Origin of the sequence: Flavobacterium sufflavum, assembly GCF_004016525.1 — a bacterium.
GTDB lineage: Bacteria > Bacteroidota > Bacteroidia > Flavobacteriales > Flavobacteriaceae > Flavobacterium > Flavobacterium sufflavum.
On sequence record NZ_SACJ01000013.1, the window covers coordinates 13,620 to 37,387 of the forward strand.

23 protein-coding genes and 1 pseudogene are annotated in these 23,768 nt (G+C 34.9%); 12 read left to right on the forward strand and 12 right to left on the reverse strand.

Going from position 1 to position 23,768, the window contains the following annotated elements:
- Positions 1–305 precede the first annotated feature (305 nt).
- Both purU and EOD40_RS15745 read right to left on the reverse strand, forming a co-directional pair.
- On the reverse strand, positions 306–1,160 hold the full coding sequence (gene purU / locus EOD40_RS15740; RefSeq protein WP_128197156.1) for a formyltetrahydrofolate deformylase: 855 nt from the start codon (positions 1,158–1,160) through the stop codon (positions 306–308).
- A 167-nt stretch (positions 1,161–1,327) separates the two neighbouring features.
- Positions 1,328–2,035 (reverse strand): DUF4197 domain-containing protein, encoded by a 708-nt coding sequence (locus EOD40_RS15745; protein ID WP_128197158.1) that lies wholly within the window; start codon positions 2,033–2,035, stop codon positions 1,328–1,330.
- A gap of 132 nt (positions 2,036–2,167) precedes the next feature.
- Between EOD40_RS15745 and EOD40_RS15750 the strand changes: the two genes are divergently transcribed.
- The 9 genes from EOD40_RS15750 to EOD40_RS15790 all read left to right on the forward strand — a co-directional run bounded on the left by EOD40_RS15750 (position 2,168) and on the right by EOD40_RS15790 (position 13,284).
- Entirely contained in the window at positions 2,168–2,821 is a 654-nt protein-coding gene (locus EOD40_RS15750) for a VOC family protein (RefSeq protein ID WP_128197160.1), read from the forward strand.
- An 11-nt stretch (positions 2,822–2,832) separates the two neighbouring features.
- A complete protein-coding gene (locus tag EOD40_RS15755) occupies positions 2,833–6,264 on the forward strand; it encodes a methylmalonyl-CoA mutase family protein (RefSeq protein WP_128197161.1) in 3,432 nt (1,143 codons plus the stop codon).
- Positions 6,265–6,625: 361 nt separating this feature from the next.
- Entirely contained in the window at positions 6,626–7,585 is a 960-nt protein-coding gene (locus EOD40_RS15760) for an ion channel (RefSeq protein ID WP_128197163.1), read from the forward strand.
- Positions 7,586–7,654: 69 nt separating this feature from the next.
- Positions 7,655–8,551 (forward strand): MerR family transcriptional regulator, encoded by an 897-nt coding sequence (locus EOD40_RS15765; RefSeq protein ID WP_128197165.1) that lies wholly within the window; start codon positions 7,655–7,657, stop codon positions 8,549–8,551.
- 36 nt (positions 8,552–8,587) lie between these two features.
- A complete protein-coding gene (locus EOD40_RS15770; RefSeq protein WP_128197166.1) occupies positions 8,588–10,057 on the forward strand; it encodes a phytoene desaturase family protein in 1,470 nt (489 codons plus the stop codon).
- Between the two features lie 2 nt (positions 10,058–10,059).
- Positions 10,060–10,902 (forward strand): phytoene/squalene synthase family protein, encoded by an 843-nt coding sequence (locus EOD40_RS15775; protein WP_128197168.1) that lies wholly within the window; start codon positions 10,060–10,062, stop codon positions 10,900–10,902.
- A gap of 23 nt (positions 10,903–10,925) precedes the next feature.
- Positions 10,926–11,366 (forward strand): sterol desaturase family protein, encoded by a 441-nt coding sequence (locus tag EOD40_RS15780; RefSeq protein WP_128197170.1) that lies wholly within the window; start codon positions 10,926–10,928, stop codon positions 11,364–11,366.
- A gap of 161 nt (positions 11,367–11,527) precedes the next feature.
- The gene (locus EOD40_RS15785) at positions 11,528–11,989 is read left to right on the forward strand and encodes an SRPBCC family protein (protein ID WP_128197172.1); all 462 of its coding nucleotides are present in this window, start codon (positions 11,528–11,530) and stop codon (positions 11,987–11,989) included.
- Positions 11,989–13,284 (forward strand): cryptochrome/photolyase family protein, encoded by a 1,296-nt coding sequence (locus tag EOD40_RS15790; protein WP_128197173.1) that lies wholly within the window; start codon positions 11,989–11,991, stop codon positions 13,282–13,284. Before EOD40_RS15785 ends, EOD40_RS15790 begins: the two co-directional genes overlap by 1 nt.
- Before the next feature lie 374 nt (positions 13,285–13,658).
- Here the strand turns inward: EOD40_RS15790 and EOD40_RS15795 are convergent, their stop codons facing one another.
- From EOD40_RS15795 to EOD40_RS15825, 7 genes and pseudogenes are all read right to left on the reverse strand, one after another.
- Positions 13,659–15,077, reverse strand: a complete 1,419-nt coding sequence (locus EOD40_RS15795; RefSeq protein ID WP_128197175.1) for an SDR family oxidoreductase — start codon at positions 15,075–15,077, stop codon at positions 13,659–13,661.
- A gap of 5 nt (positions 15,078–15,082) precedes the next feature.
- Positions 15,083–15,766 carry an SDR family NAD(P)-dependent oxidoreductase gene (locus tag EOD40_RS15800; protein ID WP_128197177.1) on the reverse strand — a complete coding sequence of 228 codons (684 nt, stop codon included), beginning with the start codon at positions 15,764–15,766 and terminating at the stop codon, positions 15,083–15,085.
- A 19-nt stretch (positions 15,767–15,785) separates the two neighbouring features.
- Positions 15,786–16,064 (reverse strand): annotated as a pseudogene (locus EOD40_RS15805) (TIGR03643 family protein).
- 161 nt (positions 16,065–16,225) lie between these two features.
- Positions 16,226–17,617: a cryptochrome/deoxyribodipyrimidine photo-lyase family protein gene (locus tag EOD40_RS15810; RefSeq protein WP_317127916.1), complete on the reverse strand. Its 1,392-nt coding sequence runs from the start codon at positions 17,615–17,617 to the stop codon at positions 16,226–16,228.
- Positions 17,599–17,727, reverse strand: coding sequence for a DUF2256 domain-containing protein (locus tag EOD40_RS15815; protein ID WP_071183626.1), 129 nt, complete (start codon positions 17,725–17,727; stop codon positions 17,599–17,601). Before EOD40_RS15815 ends, EOD40_RS15810 begins: the two co-directional genes overlap by 19 nt.
- Positions 17,727–19,028: an ABC1 kinase family protein gene (locus EOD40_RS15820; RefSeq protein ID WP_128197179.1), complete on the reverse strand. Its 1,302-nt coding sequence runs from the start codon at positions 19,026–19,028 to the stop codon at positions 17,727–17,729. The genes EOD40_RS15815 and EOD40_RS15820 overlap by 1 nt, the downstream gene beginning before the upstream one ends.
- On the reverse strand, positions 19,028–19,687 hold the full coding sequence (locus EOD40_RS15825; RefSeq protein WP_128197181.1) for a TetR family transcriptional regulator C-terminal domain-containing protein: 660 nt from the start codon (positions 19,685–19,687) through the stop codon (positions 19,028–19,030). Before EOD40_RS15825 ends, EOD40_RS15820 begins: the two co-directional genes overlap by 1 nt.
- Before the next feature lie 109 nt (positions 19,688–19,796).
- On the opposite strand from EOD40_RS15825, the gene EOD40_RS15830 reads away from it, so the two are divergent.
- On the forward strand, positions 19,797–20,714 hold the full coding sequence (locus EOD40_RS15830) for a TIGR01777 family oxidoreductase (protein WP_128197183.1): 918 nt from the start codon (positions 19,797–19,799) through the stop codon (positions 20,712–20,714).
- A gap of 7 nt (positions 20,715–20,721) precedes the next feature.
- On the opposite strand, the gene EOD40_RS15835 is transcribed toward EOD40_RS15830, so the two are convergent.
- The gene (locus EOD40_RS15835; RefSeq protein WP_128197184.1) at positions 20,722–21,267 is read right to left on the reverse strand and encodes a YceI family protein; all 546 of its coding nucleotides are present in this window, start codon (positions 21,265–21,267) and stop codon (positions 20,722–20,724) included.
- Positions 21,268–21,272: 5 nt separating this feature from the next.
- Positions 21,273–21,659 (reverse strand): hypothetical protein, encoded by a 387-nt coding sequence (locus EOD40_RS15840; RefSeq protein WP_128197186.1) that lies wholly within the window; start codon positions 21,657–21,659, stop codon positions 21,273–21,275.
- A 95-nt stretch (positions 21,660–21,754) separates the two neighbouring features.
- Between EOD40_RS15840 and EOD40_RS15845 the strand changes: the two genes are divergently transcribed.
- Both EOD40_RS15845 and EOD40_RS15850 read left to right on the forward strand, forming a co-directional pair.
- Entirely contained in the window at positions 21,755–22,138 is a 384-nt protein-coding gene (locus tag EOD40_RS15845; protein ID WP_128197188.1) for an OB-fold protein, read from the forward strand.
- A gap of 6 nt (positions 22,139–22,144) precedes the next feature.
- Positions 22,145–23,026: a DUF5777 family beta-barrel protein gene (locus EOD40_RS15850; protein ID WP_164905496.1), complete on the forward strand. Its 882-nt coding sequence runs from the start codon at positions 22,145–22,147 to the stop codon at positions 23,024–23,026.
- A gap of 43 nt (positions 23,027–23,069) precedes the next feature.
- On the opposite strand, the gene EOD40_RS15855 is transcribed toward EOD40_RS15850, so the two are convergent.
- The gene (locus EOD40_RS15855) at positions 23,070–23,612 is read right to left on the reverse strand and encodes a YceI family protein (RefSeq protein WP_128197189.1); all 543 of its coding nucleotides are present in this window, start codon (positions 23,610–23,612) and stop codon (positions 23,070–23,072) included.
- Positions 23,613–23,768: the final 156 nt, after the last annotated feature.

Genomic DNA, 23,768 nt, shown 5'->3' on the forward strand with positions numbered 1-23,768 from the left:
AGCTGAAATACATCAGTAAAAACGCTGGTTTCAGGAAGTTTAGCTTGTTTTTTTAGAAGTTTAAAAAAAATGCTTTTACTTTTATTGCTAATAAATAAAAATAAGAAAGGCCTTAAATAAAGAAGTGCTAGTATTCAAAAAATACTAGCACTTGTTTAACTAACCAAAACCAAATATAATAAATAACCAGTTTATTACACTGCAAAGATGCTACATAACAAAGGAAATTGTTGTTAAGGTTTTGTTATTACTTTGTTGGTTATAAGTTAAGTTTTAAACGCTTGTTTAATAAAATTAACAGCCGTTTAAGAGAAAATAACTGTTTTGTTATTGTAAACCATAGTTTTACGTTCGGCATGCAGTTTTACGGCTCTTGCCAATACACTGCGCTCTAAGTCGCGACCTTTAACAATAAAATCTTCTATGGAGTGACTGTGCGAAACTCTGGTGATGTCTTGTTCAATAATTGGTCCTTCGTCTAGCTCTTCGGTTACATAATGACTGGTAGCACCAATAATTTTTACTCCACGGGCAAAAGCCGAATGATACGGTTTTGCTCCGGGAAATGCCGGTAAAAACGAGTGATGGATATTGATGATTCTGTTTTTATACAACTCAATAAGTTTTGGAGTGATAATTTGCATGTATCGGGCCAATACAATAAAATTGATGTCGTATTCTTTCAATAAGGCTATTTGTTGTTTTTCGCCTTCTTCTTTGATGTTTTTAGTAAAAGGAACATAATGAAAAGGAATGTCAAAGCGTTCGGCTACTCCTTTTAAATCTTCATGATTACTAATAATTAGCGGAATTTCCAGAGGCAATTCTCCGGCACTGTAACGTCCTAAAAGGTCATAAAGGCAGTGGTCATATTTAGAAATAAAAAGCGCCATTCTGGGTTTGTATTCCTGGGTGTAAATTTCCCAGGACATATTGAATTTATCGGCCAGATTGGTTTGAAAATCTCTTTTTATCAATTCTAAATCCCAGTTTTGCGTATTAAATTCACATTCTAAACGCATGAAAAATACATTTTCATTTTCGTCTACATGCTGATCCAGATAAATGATGTTTCCTTCGATTCCTGCAATATAATTGGTCACCGAAGCGATAATTCCTTTTTGATCCTCACAATGGATGAGTATTGTTATTTTTTGCATTTTATAATTGTTTCATGTTTTCAATTACTTGTCAGGATTTTATAATTGTATCCCGGAAAGTGTATTGAAATCAATTTTTTATTGTAGTTCTTAAGGATTCAAAACTAAACTTATTTTTTAATAAAACAAATGCGGTTTCACCAGTTTGTTTAGGTGCTTAACACTTTTTATTTTTTGTCCTGTAGCGCAAAAACTTTTAGTAACAATGGCGATGTTCTGGCACTGATATTAGTTCGAATGTTTTTTTCTTCAACGGCTACCATTTTAAAAACACCCTTCATGGCTTGATTGGTAACATAGTCAGTCAGGTCAGGATTTACCTTGCTTACTAACGGAATACTGTTGTATTTAGTGATAATGTTTTGCCAAACTTTGTCGGTACCAACTTTAGAAAAAGAGCTTTTTATAACAGGATTGAATTTTCCATATAAAGAAGTGGTTGTGCTGTTTTGCAGGTAGGTTGTTGCTGAACTTTCATTTCCCATCAAAATCCCTCTTGCATCGGAAAAAGACATGTTTCTTACCGCATCAACAAAAATAGGCGTGGCTTCTTTTACCGCATCTTCGGCAGCGCGATTCAATACTTTTAATCCTTCATCGGCTAAGGAACTTAGTCCAACTCTTCTCAATCCGGTGTCAACCTTTCTTAATTCTTCAGGTAATAGGATTTTTACAGCTTCATTTTTATAAAAACCATCTGTAGCAGTCAATTTGCTTACTTGTTTTGAGATTCCGTTATTCAAGGCTTCTTTTAATCCTCCCGAAATATCAATCATTCCGGTAGTTCCGGTTTGTGGCATTTGACTTAAAACCTGTTGCATTTCGGCACAACTAAATAGACAGAAGCAGACAAAGAATAGAACGATTTTTTTCATAACTTTATGTGTGTTTGATTTTTGACCAAAGATACACAAACATAGTTTTGTTTTGAAAAAATGGAGCAATCCTTAATGGCTACTGCGAAAGTTCTAAATTGTTATACTAATTTGTGATTCATAGTAGGAAAAATGAAAATAATAGCACTTGAATTATTAACTGCCGATATCGAAGGAACAACTGCTTTTTATCATAAAAAAATGGGGTTAGCTATTCTTTCGACCAATAAATCAAGTGTTTCATTTGCCGCCGGTTCAACAAAACTTACTTTCAGATATTCAAAAAATACCCGGGCAGTTTATCATTTTGCTTTTGATATCCCTAATAATAAGCTCTTTGAGGCATTTGATTACATGGAAAAAGAAGTAGCAATATTAGATGTAATTCCTCCCGAAAAAATTGCCGATTTTTATAATTGGGACGCCAAATCTTTTTATTTCTATGATAATAATGGAAATGTTGTAGAATTCATAGCGCGTTATTGTTTAAATAATGAATCTGATGCAGCATTTGATGGTGCTTCGATAGTCTCGGTAAGCGAAATAGGTTTTGTCGCTAAAGATGTTTCCGTTTTCAGCGAGGAATTGTTTGCAAAGTATACTCTTTCGGTATTTTCGAAACAACCCAAACTCGAGAAGTTTGTTGTTTTAGGAACTGATACTGGGCTTTTTATTCTTTCGGCCGAAAACCGTAATTGGTATCCTACTGATACAAAATGCCAATCGTTCGGGACAAAAGTGGTTTTTGAGAATAATGGATTAATTAAAGAATTGGAAGTAATTTAATATTTGTACTAATGAAAATCTATCGTCCTAAACATAAGGTAAGAATTGTAACTGCAGCGGCTCTTTTTGACGGTCACGATGCAGCAATTAATATTATGCGCAGAATTATGCAGGCTAGTGGGGTGGAAGTAATTCATTTGGGACATAATAGAAGTGCAGCTGAAATAGTAAATACGGCCATCCAGGAAGATGTTAATGCCATTGCAATTACCTCTTATCAAGGAGGACATATTGAGTTTTTTAAATACATTTTTGATTTGCTTCAGCAAAAAGGGGCAACTCATATTAAGATATTTGGCGGTGGTGGAGGCGTTATTTTACCTTCGGAAATTGCCGAATTGCAGGCTTATGGAATTACAGCGATTTATTCTCCTGATGATGGCAGAAAGATGGGATTGCAGGGAATGATTAATGATTTGCTCGAACGTTGTGATGTTATTTCCCCAGTCCCCGAAGGGGAAGCTTTACATATTAAGGATAGACTATTAGAAAAAGATGTAAATACAATAGCTGGATTAATTTCGTTAGCAGAAAATAATCCTGATGAATTTCATAAAGTATTTACTCCTCTTTTGAAGGAGGGAGGGATGCCTGTTCTTGGAATTACAGGAACGGGCGGTGCCGGGAAATCTTCTTTGATGGATGAGTTTGTTCGTCGTTTTTTGATTGATTTTCCGGACAAAACCATAGGGATAATTTCCATAGATCCATCCAAACGGAAAACTGGAGGAGCCTTACTGGGTGATAGAATCCGGATGAATGCGATTAATAATTCCAGGGTTTACATGCGCTCATTGGCTACCCGGGAATCCAATAGGGCTGTGTCAAAATTCATTCAGGATGCTATTCAGGTTTTAAAAGCGGCACAATATGATATTATTATTGTGGAAACTTCAGGAATTGGCCAGTCTGATACTGAGATTGTGGATTATGCCGATGTGACTTTGTATGTGATGACACCGGAATTTGGTGCTGCTAGCCAACTTGAAAAAATCGATATGCTTGATTTTGCCGATGTGGTGGCGATCAATAAATTTGACAAACGTGGAGCTCTCGATGCGCTGCGGGATGTGAAAAAACAATTTCAGCGCAATCATAATCTTTGGGATGCTAATGCAGATAATCTTCCTGTTTTTGGTACCATCGCATCACAGTTTAATGATTCGGGGATGAATAGATTGTATCAGGCGGTTATGCATACAATAGCCGAAAAAACAAAAGCCAATTTACATTCGACTTTTGAAGCTAAATCTGAGATTAGTGAGAAAGTTTATGTGATTCCCTCTCAAAGAACACGTTATCTTTCTGAAATTGTCGAAACGATTCGGGATTATGATCAAAACACAAAAAGCCAACAGGAAATTGCTCAAAAATTATATGGGATTTTTAAAACATTGGAGAGCGTTTGTGGTAAGGTACCGCTTATCAATAAATCGGGAATCGATGATGATTCTGTTTTTCCGTCTGCTTTAGTGGAACACAATGACCAACGAATTTTTATAAATCTTTTATTGAATCAGTTTGATAAACTTAAAAAGGATTTAGAGCTACAGAATTGGGAAATTATTTCCGGCTGGAATGAAAAAGTAAATAAATACAAAAATCTACTGTACACTTTTAAGGTTAGGGATAAAGAAATAAGCAGGACAACCCACACAGAGTCCTTATCTCATATTCAAATCCCCAAAGTTGTGTTGCCTAAATACGAGGCTTGGGGAGATATTTTAAAGTGGTCTTTACAGGAAAATGTACCGGGAGAATTTCCTTTTACAGCCGGATTGTATCCTTTTAAAAGAGAAGGTGAAGATCCGTCCCGAATGTTTGCCGGAGAGGGTGGGCCTGAAAGAACGAATAGGCGTTTTCATTATTTGAGTTCGGGATTTTCAGCTAAACGCTTATCTACTGCTTTTGACAGTGTGACCTTATATGGTAACGATCCTGATATACGTCCCGATATTTATGGGAAAATAGGAAATGCAGGAGTTGCAGTTTGCAGTTTGGACGATGCTAAAAAATTATATTCCGGTTTTGATTTGCTTCATCCTATGACTTCTGTAAGCATGACTATTAATGGGCCGGCTCCCATTTTATTAGGTTTTTTTATGAACGCAGCAATCGATCAACAGTGCGAAATTTATATTAAAGCCAATAAATTAGAGGAAGAGGTTGAAGAGAAAATCAATCGCATTTTTGAACAACAAGGGATTGAAAGACCGCGTTATCAGGGTGATTTGCCGGAAGGGAATAATGGATTGGGACTGATGCTTTTGGGAGTAACGGGAGATGCTGTTTTGCCTTTGGAAGTGTATAACGAAATAAAAGCAAGGACTTTGTCACAAGTGCGTGGAACTGTTCAGGCTGATATTTTGAAAGAAGATCAGGCGCAAAATACCTGTATTTTTTCAACTGAATTTGCCTTGCGATTGATGGGTGACGTACAGGAGTATTTTATAACTCATGATATCCGAAATTTTTATTCGGTTTCAATTTCAGGTTATCATATTGCCGAAGCCGGAGCCAACCCCATTACCCAATTGGCTTTCACCTTAGCCAATGGATTTACCTATGTAGAATACTTTTTGAATCGCGGAATGGATATCAATGACTTTGGTCCTAATTTGTCTTTTTTCTTTTCCAATGGATTGGATCCCGAATATGCTGTAATTGGCAGGGTGGCGCGCAGAATTTGGGCGAAAGCCATGAAAAATAAATACCATGCCAATGAACGGGTTCAGATGTTGAAATACCACATTCAAACATCAGGTCGTTCTCTTCATGCTCAGGAAGTTGATTTTAATGATATTCGAACTACTTTGCAGGCTTTATATGCCATTTATGACAATTGCAATTCTTTGCACACCAATGCTTACGATGAAGCCATCACTACACCTACCGAAGAATCGGTACGCAGGGCAATGGCAATACAACTCATTATTAATAAAGAATTTGGATTAACTAAAAATGAAAATCCAATACAGGGTTCGTTTTTAATCGAAGCCTTGACTGATTGGGTAGAAGCTGCAGTTATGGAGGAATTCGATAAAATTTCTGAGCGGGGAGGAGTTTTGGGGGCAATGGAAACCATGTATCAGCGATCTAAAATTCAGGAAGAAAGCCTGTATTATGAAAATTTGAAACATACAGGAGAACTGCCTATAATGGGAGTAAATACTTTTTTAAATACTAAAGGTTCACCAACAATTATTCCGGCAGAAGTTATTAGGGCTACTGAGGAAGAAAAGCAATACCAAATTAAAATGTTGAACAATTTACAGCAAGTAAATCAAGACAAAGTAAAAGAGCAGCTGCAGGCAATTAAAAAGGCAGCTATCAATAATGAGAATTTATTTGGCTATTTGATGGAAGCTACTAAAATATGCTCTTTAGGACAAATTACCTCGGCTTTGTTTGAGATAGGAGGAGAATACAGACGGAATATGTAATACTAGTTAAAATTGTAAATTCCCAATATTTAATTGTCCTTAGCTTCCGCAATCGAGAGTCAAATGTTTGAAGAATACGTAGAAAGAAAAGCTGTTTGAGCGCAGCGAGTTCTTTTCTTTCAGTATTCGAAAACTAATTTGACCGACGAGGAAGCGAAAGACTTGAAATCGAAGATTCATGAATACCGAAAAACAATAAGAACGCATGAATATTTTTTTGTTTCTTTTTTGATCAAGCAAAAAAGAAAATTAATAATCTCTTAATTTTGCTTTGTTTTTTAATAGGATTTAAATATGCAATCGCATTCTTTTTTGATTGTCTTTTACCTAAATTTACTTTGAAAATTAATCAGAGAACTAAATGGCTTTTTTAAATAAAATCAACTTGCATGCCGTATTGGATAGAAATACGGGATTTGGAACCAATGCAAATAGTTATGGAGGGCGTTTTGTAAATAAAGACGGTACGGCAAATATTGAAAAAAGAGGAATGCACTTTTTGCACCGTATTAGTTGGTATCACACCATGATTGATATGCCAGCTTGGAAATTCATGTTAGTTATTCTTTCTTTTTATATTGGAATAAATTTGGTTTTTGCGATGATTTATTTCGGAATTGGAATAGAACACCTTGACGGTATTCCAATGACTGATAGTTATTGGGCTAAGTTTGGTCAGGCATATTTTTTTAGTGCGCAAACTTTTACCACTGTGGGTTATGGTCATATAAGTCCTGTGGGGTTTTTAACGAGTTTGTTGGCTGCTGCCGAAGCTTTGATAGGATTGTTGAGTTTTGCTATTGCCACGGGATTGTTTTTTGGGCGATTCAGTAAGCCTACTGCTTTTTTGAAATTTTCTCACAATGCACTTATTGCTCCTTATGGAGAAAATACAGGATTGATGATCCGTTTGAGTCCTTTTAAAAATACCAATTTTACCGATGCAGAAGCCAAAATGACTTTAGGGATGAGTGTTGAAGAGGATGGGGTGAAAGTAAATAAGTTTTATTCTTTAGAGTTGGAACTGGAAAGAATCAATGCTTTAACCTTAAGTTGGACTTTAGTGCATCCTATAACCGAAAATAGTCCTTTATATCAGTTTGTGAAAGAGGATTTTAATACTATAACAGGAGAGATTTTTGTATACGTAAAAACATTCGATGATATGTTTTCAAATACCGTAGCCACCCGTACTTCTTATACTTTTGATGAGGTGGTTTATGGAGCCAGGTTTAAACCAATGTATCAAAGAAGTGACGATAATACTAAAACTATTTTGGATTTAGACAAACTAAATCATTACGAGGAATTTGATCTTTAATATGTTATAAGCTTCTTGATTGGTTTTTGTTATAAAAACGTATATTTGTTTAACTTTATGTTTGAATAAATGAACAGTGTAAAAAGTGTTTTTAGTATCAAAGACCTTGAAAATCTTTCGGGAATTAAGGCTCATACCATTCGTATTTGGGAAAAAAGATATCAGGTTCTTGAACCCATGCGTACCGATACCAATATAAGATTGTATGATTTAGTCAGTTTACAAAAATTGCTAAACATTACTTTTTTGCATGAGTATGGTTATAAAATTTCTAAAATAGCTACTTATTCCGAGAGTGAAATTCAAACACTTGTAAAGCAAATTGTATCTTCTAAAAATTCAAAAAATCACGCGATTAATGCTTTTAAAATGGCGATGATGAATTTTGATCAGGAATTATTTCTCAATACTTATAATTGGCTAGAAGAGGAGAAATCATTTAAAGAAATCTTTCATCAGGTGTTTTTACCGCTTTTGGATGAAATTGGTTTGTTGTGGCAAACCGACACAATTTCCCCGGCTCACGAGCATTTTATCAGTTATTTGATAAGGCAAAAAATCATTTTAAATTCGGAAAAGCTTCAGTATGTAAAGCCTGTTAAAAAAGATAAGGTTTTTGTTTTATCTCTTCCGTTGAACGAAATTCATGAATTAGGATTAATGTATTTGCATTATGAAATCCTTTTAAGTGGTTATAAAAGTATTTATTTAGGCGAAAGCATGCCTATCCATAATTTAAAAGATTTAAAAAAACATTTTAGCTCCATTGTTTATGTTTCTTGTTTGACAGTGAAGCCAGACAGAGATGAAGTGAACGAATATGTTCAGGAAATGGCAGATGAATTATTAGATGAAACAACTGAATTGTGGTTCACAGGAAGATTAGTCTCTTTGATTAATTCGGAGGTACTTTTAAGTAAAGTCGCTGTTTTTAATTCAATCCCGGAATTAACATCCCGGCTATAATTTTTTGTTTAATATTTTTGTATATTTGTTAAACAAATGAAAAAGAAAATTACAATAATAGGTTCAGGATTTTCAGCGTTGTCTGCGGCTTGCTATTTGGCCCAAAGTGGTCACGAGGTTTTGGTTTTTGAAAAAAACGAAACCATAGGAGGCAGGGCGAGACAACTCAAAAAAGACGGTTTTACATTTGATATGGGACCGAGTTGGTATTGGATGCCCGATGTTTTTGAGCGGTTTTTTGCCGATTTTGGAAAGAAAACTACCGATTATTATGAGCTAATAAAATTGTCACCGGCTTATCGCGTTTATTTTGGAATCAACGAATTCATAGGTATAGCCGATAATCTGGACGAAATTGTGTCGACATTTGAAGCTGTCGAAAAAGGAAGTGGCAAAGTGCTTAGGGAATTTATAGCGGAAGCCAAAAGCAATTATGATATTGCTATTAAGGATTTGGTGTATCGCCCGGGAGTTTCTCCGTTAGAATTAGTTACCGTAGAAACGACTAAGAAGATTGGGCAATTTTTTAGTAACATCAGTCGGGATGTTCGCAAGAAATTCAAGAATGAACGATTAATTCAAATATTAGAATTTCCCGTTTTGTTCCTTGGAGCCAAACCATCCGATACGCCGTCGTTCTATAGTTTTATGAATTATGCCGACTTTGGACTCGGAACCTGGCATCCTAAAACCGGAATGTTTGATGTGGTTCGTGCCATGGAAAGTTTAGCGAGAGAATTAGGAGTTCAGCTTTTTGTCAATTCGAATATCGAAAAAATAATTGTCGAAAATAAAACCGCCAAAGCTATCGTTGTCAATGGGGAGAGAATCGAATCCGATTTGGTTTTAAGTGGTGCCGATTATCATCATACCGAAACCTTATTAGACAAAGAACAGAGAATGTATTCGGAGCAATATTGGGAGTCTCGTGTTTTTGCACCTTCATCCTTGTTGTTTTATGTCGGGTTCAATAAAAAAATCGAAAACATTTCGCATCACGCCTTGTTTTTTGATACCGATTTTTACCAACACGCAAAGGACATTTATGACGAACCACAATGGCCTGCAGAACCTTTGTTTTATGCTAATTTTCCATCTCTGACTGATAAAACGGCAGCTCCGGAGGGAATGGAATCGGGGTTTTTCTTAGTGCCATTAGCGCCTGGAATCAATGATTCAGAAGCATTACGTTCAGCATATTTTGAGAAAATAATACAGCGTTTTGAAACCATTACGCAACAAAATATCAAGGAGAATATTATATTTAAGCAATCCTTTTGCAAGAACGATTTTGTTGAACAATACAATTCATATAAAGGAAATGCTTACGGAATGGCAAATACTTTATTACAAACTGCTTTTTTAAGGCCGAAACTAAAAAGCAAAAAAGTTCGTAATTTGTATTTTACAGGACAACTAACCGTTCCGGGACCGGGAGTTCCTCCGGCATTGATTTCTGGAAAGTTAGTATCCAATTTGATAGACAAACAATTTCTAAAAGTATAGTTATGAAGCAATTATTTGACGATGTTTCCTTCAAATGCAGTAAGTTAGTTACTAAGGACTACAGTACTTCATTTTCATTGGCGGTATATATGCTTTCGCCAAGTATCAGGGATGCCATTTACAGTATCTATGGTTTTGTGCGTTTTGCTGACGAAATTGTGGATTCTTTTCATGGTTATGACAAAGAAAATCTAATCAATGATTTTGAAACCGATTATTACAAGGCATACCATTCGGGAATCAGTTTGAATCCTATTTTGAATTCGTTCCAGCAAACTGTCAAGAAATACAATATTTCAGACGATTTGATTCAGGCTTTCCTGAAAAGCATGAAAATGGATTTAATCAAATTAGATTACAATTCTAAAGCCGAATACGAAGAATACATTTACGGCTCAGCTGATGTAGTAGGTTTGATGTGTTTGAAAGTTTTTGTTAGAGGAAATAATCAAAAATATGAACAGTTGAAAGACGAAGCCATGCGATTGGGTTCTGCTTTCCAGAAAGTAAATTTCCTTCGCGATTTAAGAGATGATAATTTGATTCTGAATCGAAATTATTTTCCCGGAGTCGATTTGAATTCTTTTGATGAAAACGCAAAAAAAATAATCATCAACGAAATCAACGAAGATTTTAAAATTGCCTACCAAGGAATTGTAAAATTACCCATCGAAGCTAAATTTGGCGTTTACACCGCTTATGTATATTACAAAAAGTTGCTTAAAAAATTAGAAAACACACCTTGCAAGGAAATTGGAAACACCAGAATTCGGGTTTCTAATTATACTAAAGCCACACTTTTAGCCCAGTCTTTCGTCACCTATAAGTTGCGATTGGTGGAATAAACAAATGATTTAAACCCTAAAAAATGATTTCATTTTTAATTACAATAGCAGTTTTTATGCTGATGGAATGTGTTACCTGGCTCACGCATAAATACGTGATGCACGGTTTAATGTGGTACTTTCACGCCGATCATCACCAGCCTAAATACGAGCATGTTTTTGAGCGCAACGACATCTTTTTTGTCATTTTTGCCATTCCCAGCATCGTCCTGTTTTATTATGGAACTGAGAGCGGAATCAATTATTTGTTTTTCATTGGATTGGGAATCACCATCTATGGTTTTTGTTATTTTATGATCCACGATGTCTTGATTCATCAGCGTTTCAAGTGGTTCAAGAACACCAAAAATAAATACCTGATAGGTTTACGCAAAGCGCATAAAGTGCATCACAAACACTTAGGAAAAGAAGAAGGCGAATGTTTCGGTATGTTGTTCGTGCCTTTTAAATATTATAAAATGTAGCATGATTTGGGCGTGACCTCTTTGAAAAACAAGAAAAATGTTTTTTCAAAGAGGTCGGGCTTTTCACTCCCGCTTTTAAAAACTAGACAAAAAAAGTCTAGTTTTTAAAGAGCTCCGTTACAATCCCTCACGCAAACACACTTTGTCTAAAAAACAAAATCATGAAAGTCTATAAAAAAGAAACCGTTCAACATGTTAATGCCAGTATCGAGGAATGTTGGGAATTTTTCTCCAGTCCACGCAATTTGCAAAAAATAACTCCACAAACGATGGGATTTCAAATCACCGATTTTGATGGTAAAAACATGTATGCCGGACAGATTATTCAGTACAAAGTGTCTCCTTTTTTGGGAATCAAATTGCCTTGGGTTACTGAGATTACTATGGTAAAGGAGCAATCTTATTTTGTAGACATACAGCTTTTCGGTCCTTATGCCCTATGGCATCACAAACATTTTTTTGAACCAACAGAAAACGGTGTAAAAATGACCGATTTAGTGCATTATGCGTTGCCATTGGGGTTTATTGGACGCATTGTGAATGCCTTAATTGTGAAAAACAAACTCAAGGGAATATTTGAATACAGAGTGAAAAAAGTAAACGAAATTTTTAATTCAAAGTAATGGCTAAAACAGCAGTTTCTTTTTTTTGGTTCAGACGTGATTTACGACTCGAAGATAATGTGGGTTTATACTATGCTTTAAAATCAGATTATCCCGTAATTCCATTGTTTATTTTTGATGAATCCATTCTGGACAGTTTGCCTAAAGAAGATGCCAGAGTCACTTTTATACACGAATCTTTAGCAAAAATAAATACCCAATTAAATGGAATTGGCAGTTCTTTATTAATTAAAAAGGGACAAACATTGGAAGTTTGGAAAAACCTTATTGCCGAATTTGATGTTAAAGAAGTCTTTTTCAATAAGGATTACGAACCTTTTGCAATCCAACGCGACGAAGCCATTTGTCAATTATTAGAAACCAATAAAAGCATTACGTATTCTTTTAAAGATCAAGTTCTATTCGAAGAAAACGAAATCACAAAATCTGATGGTTTGCCATATACGGTTTATACGCCTTATAAAAATAAGTGGCTTGAAAAGTATTATCAAAATCTACCAATTCTAGAATTTGATGCGTCTGAATTATATTTTAATTTTTATAAAAGTCAGTTTGTTTTTCCTTCATTGGAACAAATTGGTTTTGTGGAAAGTAGTATAAAAGTGAAGCCCTATACTTTTGATGCTTTGGCAAATTATCATGACACCCGCGATTTTCCAGCGGTAGATTCCACTTCGTATCTTTCACCTCATTTGCGTTTTGGAACGGTGAGTATTCGAAAAATGATTCATTTTGCAGCAAAAACAAATGCGGTTTTTTTAAGCGAATTGATTTGGAGAGAGTTTTTCATGCAAATTCTCTATCATTTTCCTAAAGTAGTGACACAGAATTTCAAATCGGCTTATGATGGAATCCAGTGGCGTAATAACGAAGAAGATTTCAAACGCTGGTGTACCGGAACAACCGGTTATCCGATGGTTGATGCGGGAATGCGTCAGCTGAATGAAACGGGTTATATGCACAATCGTGTTCGTATGGTTGTGGCAAGTTTTTTGTGCAAGCATTTATTAATTCAATGGCAATGGGGAGAAGCTTATTTTGCCGAAAAATTATTGGATTATGATTTGTCAGCTAATGTTGGAAACTGGCAATGGGCGGCTGGAACAGGCTGTGATGCTGCACCTTATTTCCGTGTTTTCAATCCCGATATTCAATTGAAAAAGTTTGACGAAAAAGGAATTTACATCCGCAAGTGGATTCCGGAATTCGATTTGGGTTATGGAGAACCAATGGTCGATCATGCTTTTGCCAGAGACAGAGCTATTGCAACGTATAAGGCAGGAATTTTGAAGTAGTTTAAAAATATAAAACCATTAAGAAATTAAGTTTCATTTAGTTTTTGTGACTTAATTTTTTAATACTTAAAACTTAGATGATTTTTTTGTTTTTATTTTATTGTAAATCAAATTGTTGTTTTTTGTAGGTTTCAATTGACCTTAGCTTTCGCAGTCGAGTGTCAAATGTTTGAAGAATACGCAAAAAGAAAAGCTGTTTGAGCGTAGCGAGTTCTTTTCTTTTAGTATTCGAAAACTAATTTGACCGACGAGAAAGCGTAAGACTTGATTTTTTTGTTTCTTTTTTGATCAAGCAAAAAAGAAAATTTGTAAACCAGAATTTTACTTTTAATAAAAAAGTCATTGGTAACAAAGGAGGGACGACAAAAATGAGTTTATTTTATCAATCTTCGCAACATACCACTAAAAATAAACCCATGAAATGGCAAAACAGAATACCAATACAATTTTCCCCAAATCCCTCTTGGTCTAAATGTCGCCGATTGATAAAGAGTGTTTCCAATGATTTTGAATTCGAGCCAGGCTTCACCGGGCAATTTCATTTCGGCAAAAAGTACTAATTTTCCATTTTCTTTATCGGCATATAAAACCCTCCAAAAATCCAATACATCGCCAGAATGAATGCTGTGTTTGTTGGTTCGTCCTCGTCTTAATCCTACGCCACCAAATAATTTATCAATAAAACCTCTGATATTCCACAACCAGTCGCCATAATACCAACCGCTTTCTCCACCAATGGACCAGATGCGTTCAATGGTAAAATCCCGATTCACAATTTCCATTTTTCGTCTATCGATGAAACAATCCTTTTTAGGGACTTTTAGGAATTCCGAAATATTGTTTTTAAACCGTCCGCTGACTAAGGAATCTTTCCAGCTCGATGCAACCTGATCTTCCTCGACTTTTATCAAAGCCCTTGACAAAGCCTGCTCGTAAGTCATGGGTTGAACTTGTAGCAACTCATTGATTTTTGAATCCCTGCAAATTACTTCCACTTTCATACTGCTCACCAAAGCGGTGGCGAGTTTATAAGAAGTTGAGGTTACAAAATACAACCAATAAGAAGATAATTTGGGTGTCATCACAGGAATTGTAAAAATCCATCGTTTTAGGTTTTTAGCTTTGGCAAAACCCAGTAACATTTCTTTGTACGTCAGAATATCAGGGCCACCAATATCAAAACTCTGATGATAAGTTAGGGGATTCAACAAGGATTTGGTCAGGAATTCCAAAACATCAGTTATGGCAATGGGCTGGCATTTGGTATTGAGCCATTTTGGGGTAATCATTAAAGGCAGTTTAGTAACTAAATCCCGTATGATTTCAAAAGAAGCACTACCGGATCCTACTATAATTCCGGCTCTTAAGGCTGTTAAAGCAAAAGTTCCTGTGCCTAAAATATTTTCTACATTTTTTCTGGAAGATAGATGTTTGGAAAGTGTGTTGTCGTTTACAATTCCGGTGAGATAAATAACTTGTTTTGTATTGGTTTGATTGACTCTTTTTACAAAATTGGCTGCAGAAATACTTTCTAATTCGTCATAATTATCCGAAGAGCTAGACATGGAATGAATCAGATAATAAGCCGCATCGATGTCGTTCGGTATAGTGTTTAAACTTTCCATATTTAGGAAATCAATTTCTATAGCGCTGACGTTATTTTCAAATTCTTTCGGGCAATAAAACCGGTTTTTGTCTCTTACACAACAAATTATTTCGTGTCCCTGCGCTACCAAAATAGGCAGGAGCCGTTTTCCGATGTAACCTGTTGCACCTGTTAAGAGAACTTTCATTTTTATTAAATCTTAAAAGTTACTATTCCGTAATCCATTTCAAAAATTTGTCCCGATATAGATTTAGCCTTTTCTGAAATTAAAAAATCAGCCATGTCGGCAACTTCTTCCGGTTTCAAATAGCCTTTCATGGGATGCCGTTCTATCATGTTTTCTTTCATTCGATCATTTCTCAGAATATTAGCTGAAAGCGAAGTTTCGGTAATCGTGGGAGCAATGGCATTGATACGTACTACAGAAGCCAATTCTGCTCCCAACGATTTCACCAGTCCTTCCACACCCGATTTTGCGGTTGCAATACTCGCATGAAAAGGCATTCCTAATTTGGCAGCCACGGTGCTAAACAGCACAATGGATGGTTCATCTCCTTTTTTTAAAGTAGGTAAGTATTTCTGAATGGCTTTTACAGCACCAATAACATTTATTTCAAAATCATTTCTAAAATCGTCAATGCTTAAATTCCCGATAGGTTTCAAGTTGATAGAACCGGGACAATAGATAAGCGAATCTATGTTTTCGATTTCAGGAAGGGAATCATTTAATACATCAACCGCGAAATGTTTAAGGTTAGGATGTGAAACATCGGGCGCGGTTCTGCTGATATTATAAACACAATTAGTTTCCAATTGCTGCAATAAAATAGCACTTCCAATTCCTTTACTACCTCCAATGATGACGATGTTTTTCATGTTTCAAATCTTTTTTGAATTATCTTTTCGAAATTTTATTATTGTTAATTTGTCTTTGTCTGCTGCATTTAAAACGGCCATCACTAAAAATCCTCAGTTTTTCATGTTTTGTTTTGCGGCCTTGTACTCTTTCGCGCTACATTCTAAAACTTGAAGGTTTCATTTCGTTACGCATCAGGTCAATGACTTCTTGTTCTTTTATTCCAAATTGTAATCGAATCGCATCAAAAGTCGTTCGGTCTTCCCAGGCCATTTCTATGATGCGGTCTTTGTCTAAATCAGTAAGTTCTTTTTTAATAGTCACGATATTTTTTGTTTTATTTTAAATTAAAATTGATTTTTGACATTGCAATTCCAATTGACATTGAATCATTATTCGCTGTCGCCAATATCAGCCATAGTGTGTAATCTTAGTATGCGGGCACTTTCCTCTTTTACCAATGGATCCTTTTTCATTTTTCATAAAAAATCACTGGCAAATTTTCGAGTTCGTTCCATATCTACAATTGGTTTAGGATAGTTGACTCCTATTTCGAATTCATTAAATTTTTGGTCTAAATAGGTCATTTTATAGGGTTCGTGAACCAATGCTGTTGGCAAATGGCGTAATTCAGGCACCCATTTTTTTATAAATTCACCATCAGGATCGTGCTCGTAACTGTTTTTTATAGGATTGTAAATGCGTAACATATTGATTCCGGTTTCGCCGGCCTGCATTTGCAACTGCGGAAAATGAATTCCGGGTTCAAAATCCAAGAACATTTGTGATAAATGTTGTGTTGCTTCCTGCCAGGGCTGCCATAAATTATGTGTAAAAAAGGAAACTAACATGGCACGCATCCTAAAGTTTAAATACCCAGTTTCATTCAGGCAGCGCATTGAAGCATCGATTAATGGAAAGCCTGTTTGTCCCGTTTTCCAAGCTTCTATATAAGCTGGATTGATTTTCTTTTTCAACGAATGAAAGCCTTTATTGATGCTTTCAAATTCCATGATTTCTTCCATTTCAAATTTTTGGATAAAATGTGCCTGCCAAGTCAGTCTGGATACAAAAGAATCGATTTGTTTTTTATGGTTACACGTCAATCTGAATGTTGCTGCTTTTTGCAAAACCTGCCTGGATGATAGATTCCCCCAGGTAATGTAAGGTGATAATCTGCTGCAACTTCTTCGAGCCAATAAAGGTTTAGAAATATGCGAACTATAATTGTGATAGCGTTCGTCAAAAAAGTTTTGTAAATATTTGCCAGCCATCGTGCTGCCACCTTTTTGGAAAACAGTATCCGAAATAGTTTCTAAAATGATCTTTTCTAATCCTTTTTCGAGTTCGATTATTGCTGCTGAAGGGAGAAAATGGTTTGCTTTCGAATCAAAAATAAATTGAGGCTCATTCATGTATTTTTCCCATTTTGCAACCCAGTCTGCTCTGTTCTTTAATCCTCTGAAAATACCGTTATTGATGTTTTCGACCCAATTGATTTGATTGTTTTTACAAAAGCGTTTGAAGGTTTTGTCTCTTTCATAAGTGATTTTTAAACCAGTTTCCTGATGCGAAAAAAGACTGTCTATTTTATAAATTTCTTGAAGTGTATTGAAAACAGCAGCTACTTCTGAATATACCGCTAAAACATGAGTATTTGATTTCTTCAGTTGTTTGTTGATGTCAATGAGCGATTGTTTGATAAAATCCCAGTGTCTCTGGCTATAATGCGGATCATTTTCTAAAGATTTTTCAAATACGTAGAGCAACAACGTTGGTGTGCCTGTTTGCGTAGCATTAAAAATCGCTTCGTTATCCTGTAAACGAAGGTCTCTTTTCAACCAAACCACATTTATTTGTTTCTTTTGCATTTTTCACTACAATATTTGACTTCATCCCAAACTTTTTCCCATTTTTTCCGCCAATTAAAAGGTCGCTTGCAAACCAAACATATTTTTGACGGAAGATTTTCTTTTTTCACTAGTTGTATTTTTCAAAAGCGTTCACCACAATTTTTGCTTTCAAATCAAACATTAAATTGTACAAGCCAAAAAACGTTCGGTTCATGTAGATAAAATGTTTGGAACCTCGATTGCCATTCATTTTTTTGAGATTGGTGTCTTTAGAAAAACGTTCGCCCAATTGTGCTATGTTTTCAAAGAATACTTCATCCGAAAAATCGAAGGTTTCCGTTTGAAAAGGTTTTGTAAAAAGCGATAACAAATCATAGAACATTTGCGTGAAATAGGCAATTTCTTCTTTGCTGTCGTCGGTTCTAAGAATTTCCAATTCGAATAATTTTTCTCTAAAAAGTTTCTGGTTATCAATCACTTCTTTGTTGACTAACTCAAAATACGGAATGTAGAAAGCATTTGGAATTTGTTTCATGCATCCAAAATCAAGGGCAACCAATTCGTTTCTATCATTAATCAGGAAATTCCCGGGATGTGGATCGGCATGGACTTTTTTCAAAATGTGAATTTGATACATGTAAAAGTCCCATAAAGCCTGACCTATTTTATTGGTAATTTCAGAACCTGAATTTTTGAATTCCGATAAATGAACGCCAGTCATCCAATCCATCGTGATGATTTTCTCTGAAGAATATTCAGGATAATACTCAGGAAAAACCAGATTGTCAATCTTTTTGCAAGCATCCACTACTTCCTGGCTTTGTTTGAGTTCCAATAAATAATTGGTTTCCTCAATTAGTTTGTCTTCGACTTCTTTGAAATATTTATCAGAATCTTTTCCTTGCAGATTAAACATTCGAATTGCAATGGGTTTTACCAAAGCCAAATCAGATGAAATGCTATTGGCAACACCGGGATATTGGATTTTTACTGCTAGTTTTTTGTTGTTTTTTACCGCCAAATGCACCTGACCAATACTCGCCGCATTCACCGAATTAGGATTGAACTCGTCAAAAATTTCATAAGGCGTTTTTCCAAAATTATTCTTGAAGGTTTTCAATACCAAAGGAGCCGAAAGGGGAGGAACTGAAAATTGAGACAAAGAAAATTTCTCTACATAAGCCTGTGGTAAGAAATTCTTATCCATACTTAGCATTTGGGCTACTTTGAGTGCACTTCCTTTCAAACTTTTCAGTCCGTCATAAATATCTTCCGCATTGTCTTCATTGAGTTTATCACGACTCAAATCAGAATTCACCATTTTTTCTCCGTAATATTTCAGGTAATTCACGCCAACTTTAGCTCCAGTTTGTACTAGTTTTGTTGCTCGTTCAATTTTTGATGTTGGGATATAGTCTATTGTTTTCATTATTTAGCTTGTATTTTTTCTTTAAAAATAAATTTCCCAAAATCGATTAAACTGTTGATAGGAGCAACATTCAGTAATTCGAAACTTAATTTCACTGATTTTTCGATAAAAATGTCTGTTTTCTCAAAAGAAGCAGAGCCGTCTTCCAACCAAAATTTTAAGGTGAATAAAAACTGAATCCAGGCACTTTCTTGAATCGCTTTATCTTGAAAGTTTTGAATTTTTTCTTGTTGAATTCTGAATTCATCTGTAGTTATATCTCCAATGAAGTTTTTGAAATTGGTTCGCAATCCCGAAAGTAGTAACAAGCTTTTTAACTGATTTTTGCCTTCATTCAAACTCATGCTTACATAACTTCTATTGGCAGCCAATAATTCGAAAAAAGTAAAATAAAAACTCAGCAGTTTACTTTTCATATCGTATGACTCGTAATTATTGTCTTTTTGCAATAATTCGATGGTTTTTTCAAAAAACTGATTGTAGATTTCTTTTTCAATGGATTCAAGATTTCCAAAGAAATTATAAAATTCGGTCTCTTCAAAGCCATTTAATTTTGCGAATAGATATACTGATTTAGGTTTCTCACTATGTTCTAAGACAAAATTCATATACATTGAGACAATAGATTCTTTTGTTATTTTAGTTTTCTTAGTTGCCATGTTTCCATTTTTTTATTAGAATATAAAGATACTGAATTGTTTAACGATTATATGTTAATGTTAAACAAAATATCTTCGTATCTTTGAATGAGATGTAAAATGTATGGTAATGAAAAAAAATGTTTTGATAACGGGAGGAACGGGATTTGTGGGAAGACATTTAACAGATTTGTTGGTGGCAAATGGTTTTTCGGTTTCTATTTTGAGCAGAAGTAAAAGAGCCAACACTGAAAATATCTTTTATTATATCTGGGATGTAGAAAAGCAGTTTATTGAGGAAGAAGCCATTCAAAAGGCCGATTATGTGATTCATTTGGCCGGGGCTAACATTGGAGAAAAACGTTGGACTAATAAACGCAAAACAGAAATTCTATCCAGTAGGGAACTTTCAGCCCAATTAATATATAATTCATTAGTAAAATACAATAAGAATTTAGAAGCTTTTGTTTCGGCTTCGGCTGTGGGTATTTATGGAGCAATGAACGGTCGTGCAATTTGCAATGAAGAAATGCAACCGGCAAATGATTTTTTAGGACTGACTTGTCAAAAATGGGAAGCCGCAGCGAATCAATTTGAAAAACTGGGAATCCGCACGGTTAAAATCCGTACCGGTCTGGTTTTAGGGAAAGAGGATGGTTTTTTGAAAAAATTAGTTCCAATTTTCAAATTAAGACTAGGTTCTGCTTTGGGTTCGGGAAAACAATATATGCCTTGGATTCATATTGACGATTTGTGTCGAATTTATCTGGAAGCATTGAAAAACCCTTTGATGACGGGAGCTTATAATGCCGCGATTACTGATGACACAACCAATGAGTTGTTTTCTAAAAGATTGGCTAAGTTGTATGGTTATACTGTGTGGTTACCTAATGTACCTTCGTTCCTGATAAAAATAGCATTGGGTGAAATGGCTAAGTTAGCGCTAACAGGCAGAAGGGTTTCTTCGGAAAAAATAACAAAACTGGGTTTTCGATTTCAATTTCAAAAATTAGAAGAAGCACTTAAAGATTGTTTTTCAGGTGAATAATGCTTTTTTATTTCAATAAAAATGTTGCTTTCACATGAACGGTTTCTGCAATTTTTTGACGGACTATTTTAGGAATTTGGATATTGAAATCAGCTGGTGTGAGATCAAAATCAGAAACTAATTCAATGTCTTCTCCGCTTTTTTTAACAATTGCAAAAACGGATATGTCTTTTGAAACTCCGTGTAATTCGAGTTTACCGTTTAGCTCTAGTTTTGTGCCGTTTTTATTAATATTGTTTAAATTGAAATTCTTTATAATCCCTTTAAAAATGGCTTTCGGGTATTTACTGCTTTCAATGTAATTTTCATTGAAATGCTCTTCCATCAGAGCTACTTTGAATCGAAATCCTTTCATCAGCGCAAGACTGGCAATTTCTCCGGTTTTAATATTCAAAATACAACTGACCGATTCATTGACAGCTTTCACTTCTTCAAAAGAAGGAACTGAAGCTTCAAAAACGATTTGTCCTGTTTTGGTGATTTTTTTGTCTTGTGAAAAAACAGCTGTTTTTCCTAAAAAAAGGACTGCGGTAAAAAGGAATATAAGTCTCATTTGTATTACTCTAAAAAACCATTATTTTGCCAGGTGGTAAACTTATCAATTGTGGCTTGTGGTAAACGGGTTCCATCTTTTGGCATCATACCAGAAGTACCTTGAGCTTGTGAAATCCTACTGATTAACCCATTGTTTTGTACAGCAGCTTTTACCCTTGCATAGGTGTCTAATGAAATAGGAGCCCCATTTGTAGGTGTGCTACCATGGCAGGAAATACAATTGTTTAATATTACAGAACTAATTGTGTTGGTATAAGTAATTGTTGTTGGGTTTGGATTCGGATTTGGGTTGGGGTTTGGATTCGGATTGCTGTCAGAATCGCCACCACTGGAGCAACTGTTCAGGAACAATGCTAAAGCTATTAGGGAGAAAAATTGTAGTGTTTTCATTTTGTCTTGAATTTAAAAAATTACACATAAATTTACGAAATAATAAAATAAATATGTTAAATTTAGATGAAATTTCTCTATAAACACGTTTTATTATGAAAAAAATAATTTTGGTGGTTTTGTTTTTACTGCTTCTTGTTGGAGGTTATTTTTACGTATATAAAGAACATCGGGATATTGCTAAAGAAGAAGTGAGTTATGATATTGCTGTGCCGGTTTTATTTTCAGAATACCAATCCAACGAATCAGCAGCCAATACAAAATATCTGGATAAGACCATTGAGGTTAGTGGGAAAGTGAGTTCCTTAAATATGGAAACCAAATCAATAGTGCTGGATGAAAAACTTTTCGCTACATTCTTGGATAAAATACCTAGTACAATAAAACCCAATTCCCAGATAAAAATAAAAGGACGTCTTATAGGCTATGATTCCCTTTTGGAAGAAATAAAAATGGATCAATGTATAATACTAAATTAATTTGCTATGAGTATAAACAAACTATTTATTGCTTTATTTTTTCCGTTGTGCCTTTTTGCACAAGATGATTTGTTAAAGGAAATCGATGCTAAAAAAAACGATGGAGAGGTTTCAGCTGCGTTCAAGTCCATCAAAATTGTAAATTTTGAATCGACTAAGTTAGTTGGTAAAAGAGATTTGTATTTCATAGTCTCTCATCGATTTGATTATATAAAACATGGCTTTGATGATTTTTTTGGAATGGACGATGCGGTTACCCAAATTAAGTTTGCTTACGGGCTGAGTGATAGAATTACTGTTCAGGCGGCAAGAAGCGGATTTCAGAAAACCTATGATGTGGGAGTGAAATACTTGTTTATCAATCAAAAAACAGATGGTTTTCCTGTGACAATAGCAGGATTTGGGAGTGTTGCCATAAATTCTGAGATGAAAAAAGTGAATTTTCCATCGTTGCAATTTGCTGACCGTTTGAGTTTTGTAACCCAATTGTTGATTTCAAGGAAAGTCAGTGACAGATTATCATTAGAACTGATGCCTACTTTTTTTCATGAAAATACAGTTAGTGATATATTGGATGAGAATAATGTGGCTATTGTGCCTAATCCGCAAGATAAAAGCCAGTTTGTAATTGGAGTAGGTGGAAGGTATAAATTAGGTAAGAGATGGTCTTTAAATATGGATTATGGGGCTCATCTTAATAGAGCCAGTCAGTCCATTTATAAAAATCCGTTGTCAATAGGAGTTGATATAGAAACAGGCGGACATGTGTTTCAATTACACTTTACAAATGCAAGGGCAATGCATGAATCCGGCTTTTTGGGACAAACTACGGGCGATTGGAGTAAAAGCGAAATATCCTTTGGATTCAATCTGGTGCGTGTGTTTTAGAATTGTCTATTGTGAAATTGACAGAAGTTTTGTTTAGATAAAATTATTGGAGTAAAGCGTCCAATTTGACATTGACATTTTTAGATATTTTACTACGGACTATAAACGGAATATCAATTTTAAAATCATCAGTGTTTAGGGAAAAACCAGACTGAATTGCAATTGCATTTGTCGGTGTTTTAGATATTGTGGCAAGTACCCGGATGTTTCTGGTTACGCCATGAATATTAATTTTTCCTTTGAGGTAATATTCGTCAGGAGTGGAATTGAGTTTTTTAATCGAAAATTTTTCAATTTCACCTTTGAATGTTGCTTTTGGATATTTTTTGCTTTCCATATAGTTGGCATTAAAATGATCTTCCATTAGACTTCTTTCAAAATGAAAATCCTTGATTATAACTATAAAAGTAATATGGCCTTTTTTGGTATTTAATAAGGAAAAGAGTTGGTTGTTTTTAGCTTCAACAGCCTCATAAAAAGGTACAGAAGCTTCAAAAGAAATATTGCCATTAGTTGCTATTAATTTATCCTGGGCAACTATTGGAATACTGAAAAACAATAAAAATGAGAGTAGAAAATTTTTCATGGCAGCATCATTTTTCTACTTAAAGTTAGAAAAAAAAGTAAAAAAATCCTAATAAAACAGCTGCTAAGATTAGGTAGAATAACGGTTTTTAATGCTTTTTGTCTAGGATAAAAGCATTTGTTCAGGAATTGATTTTATAATTGTAAAAAACAAGAA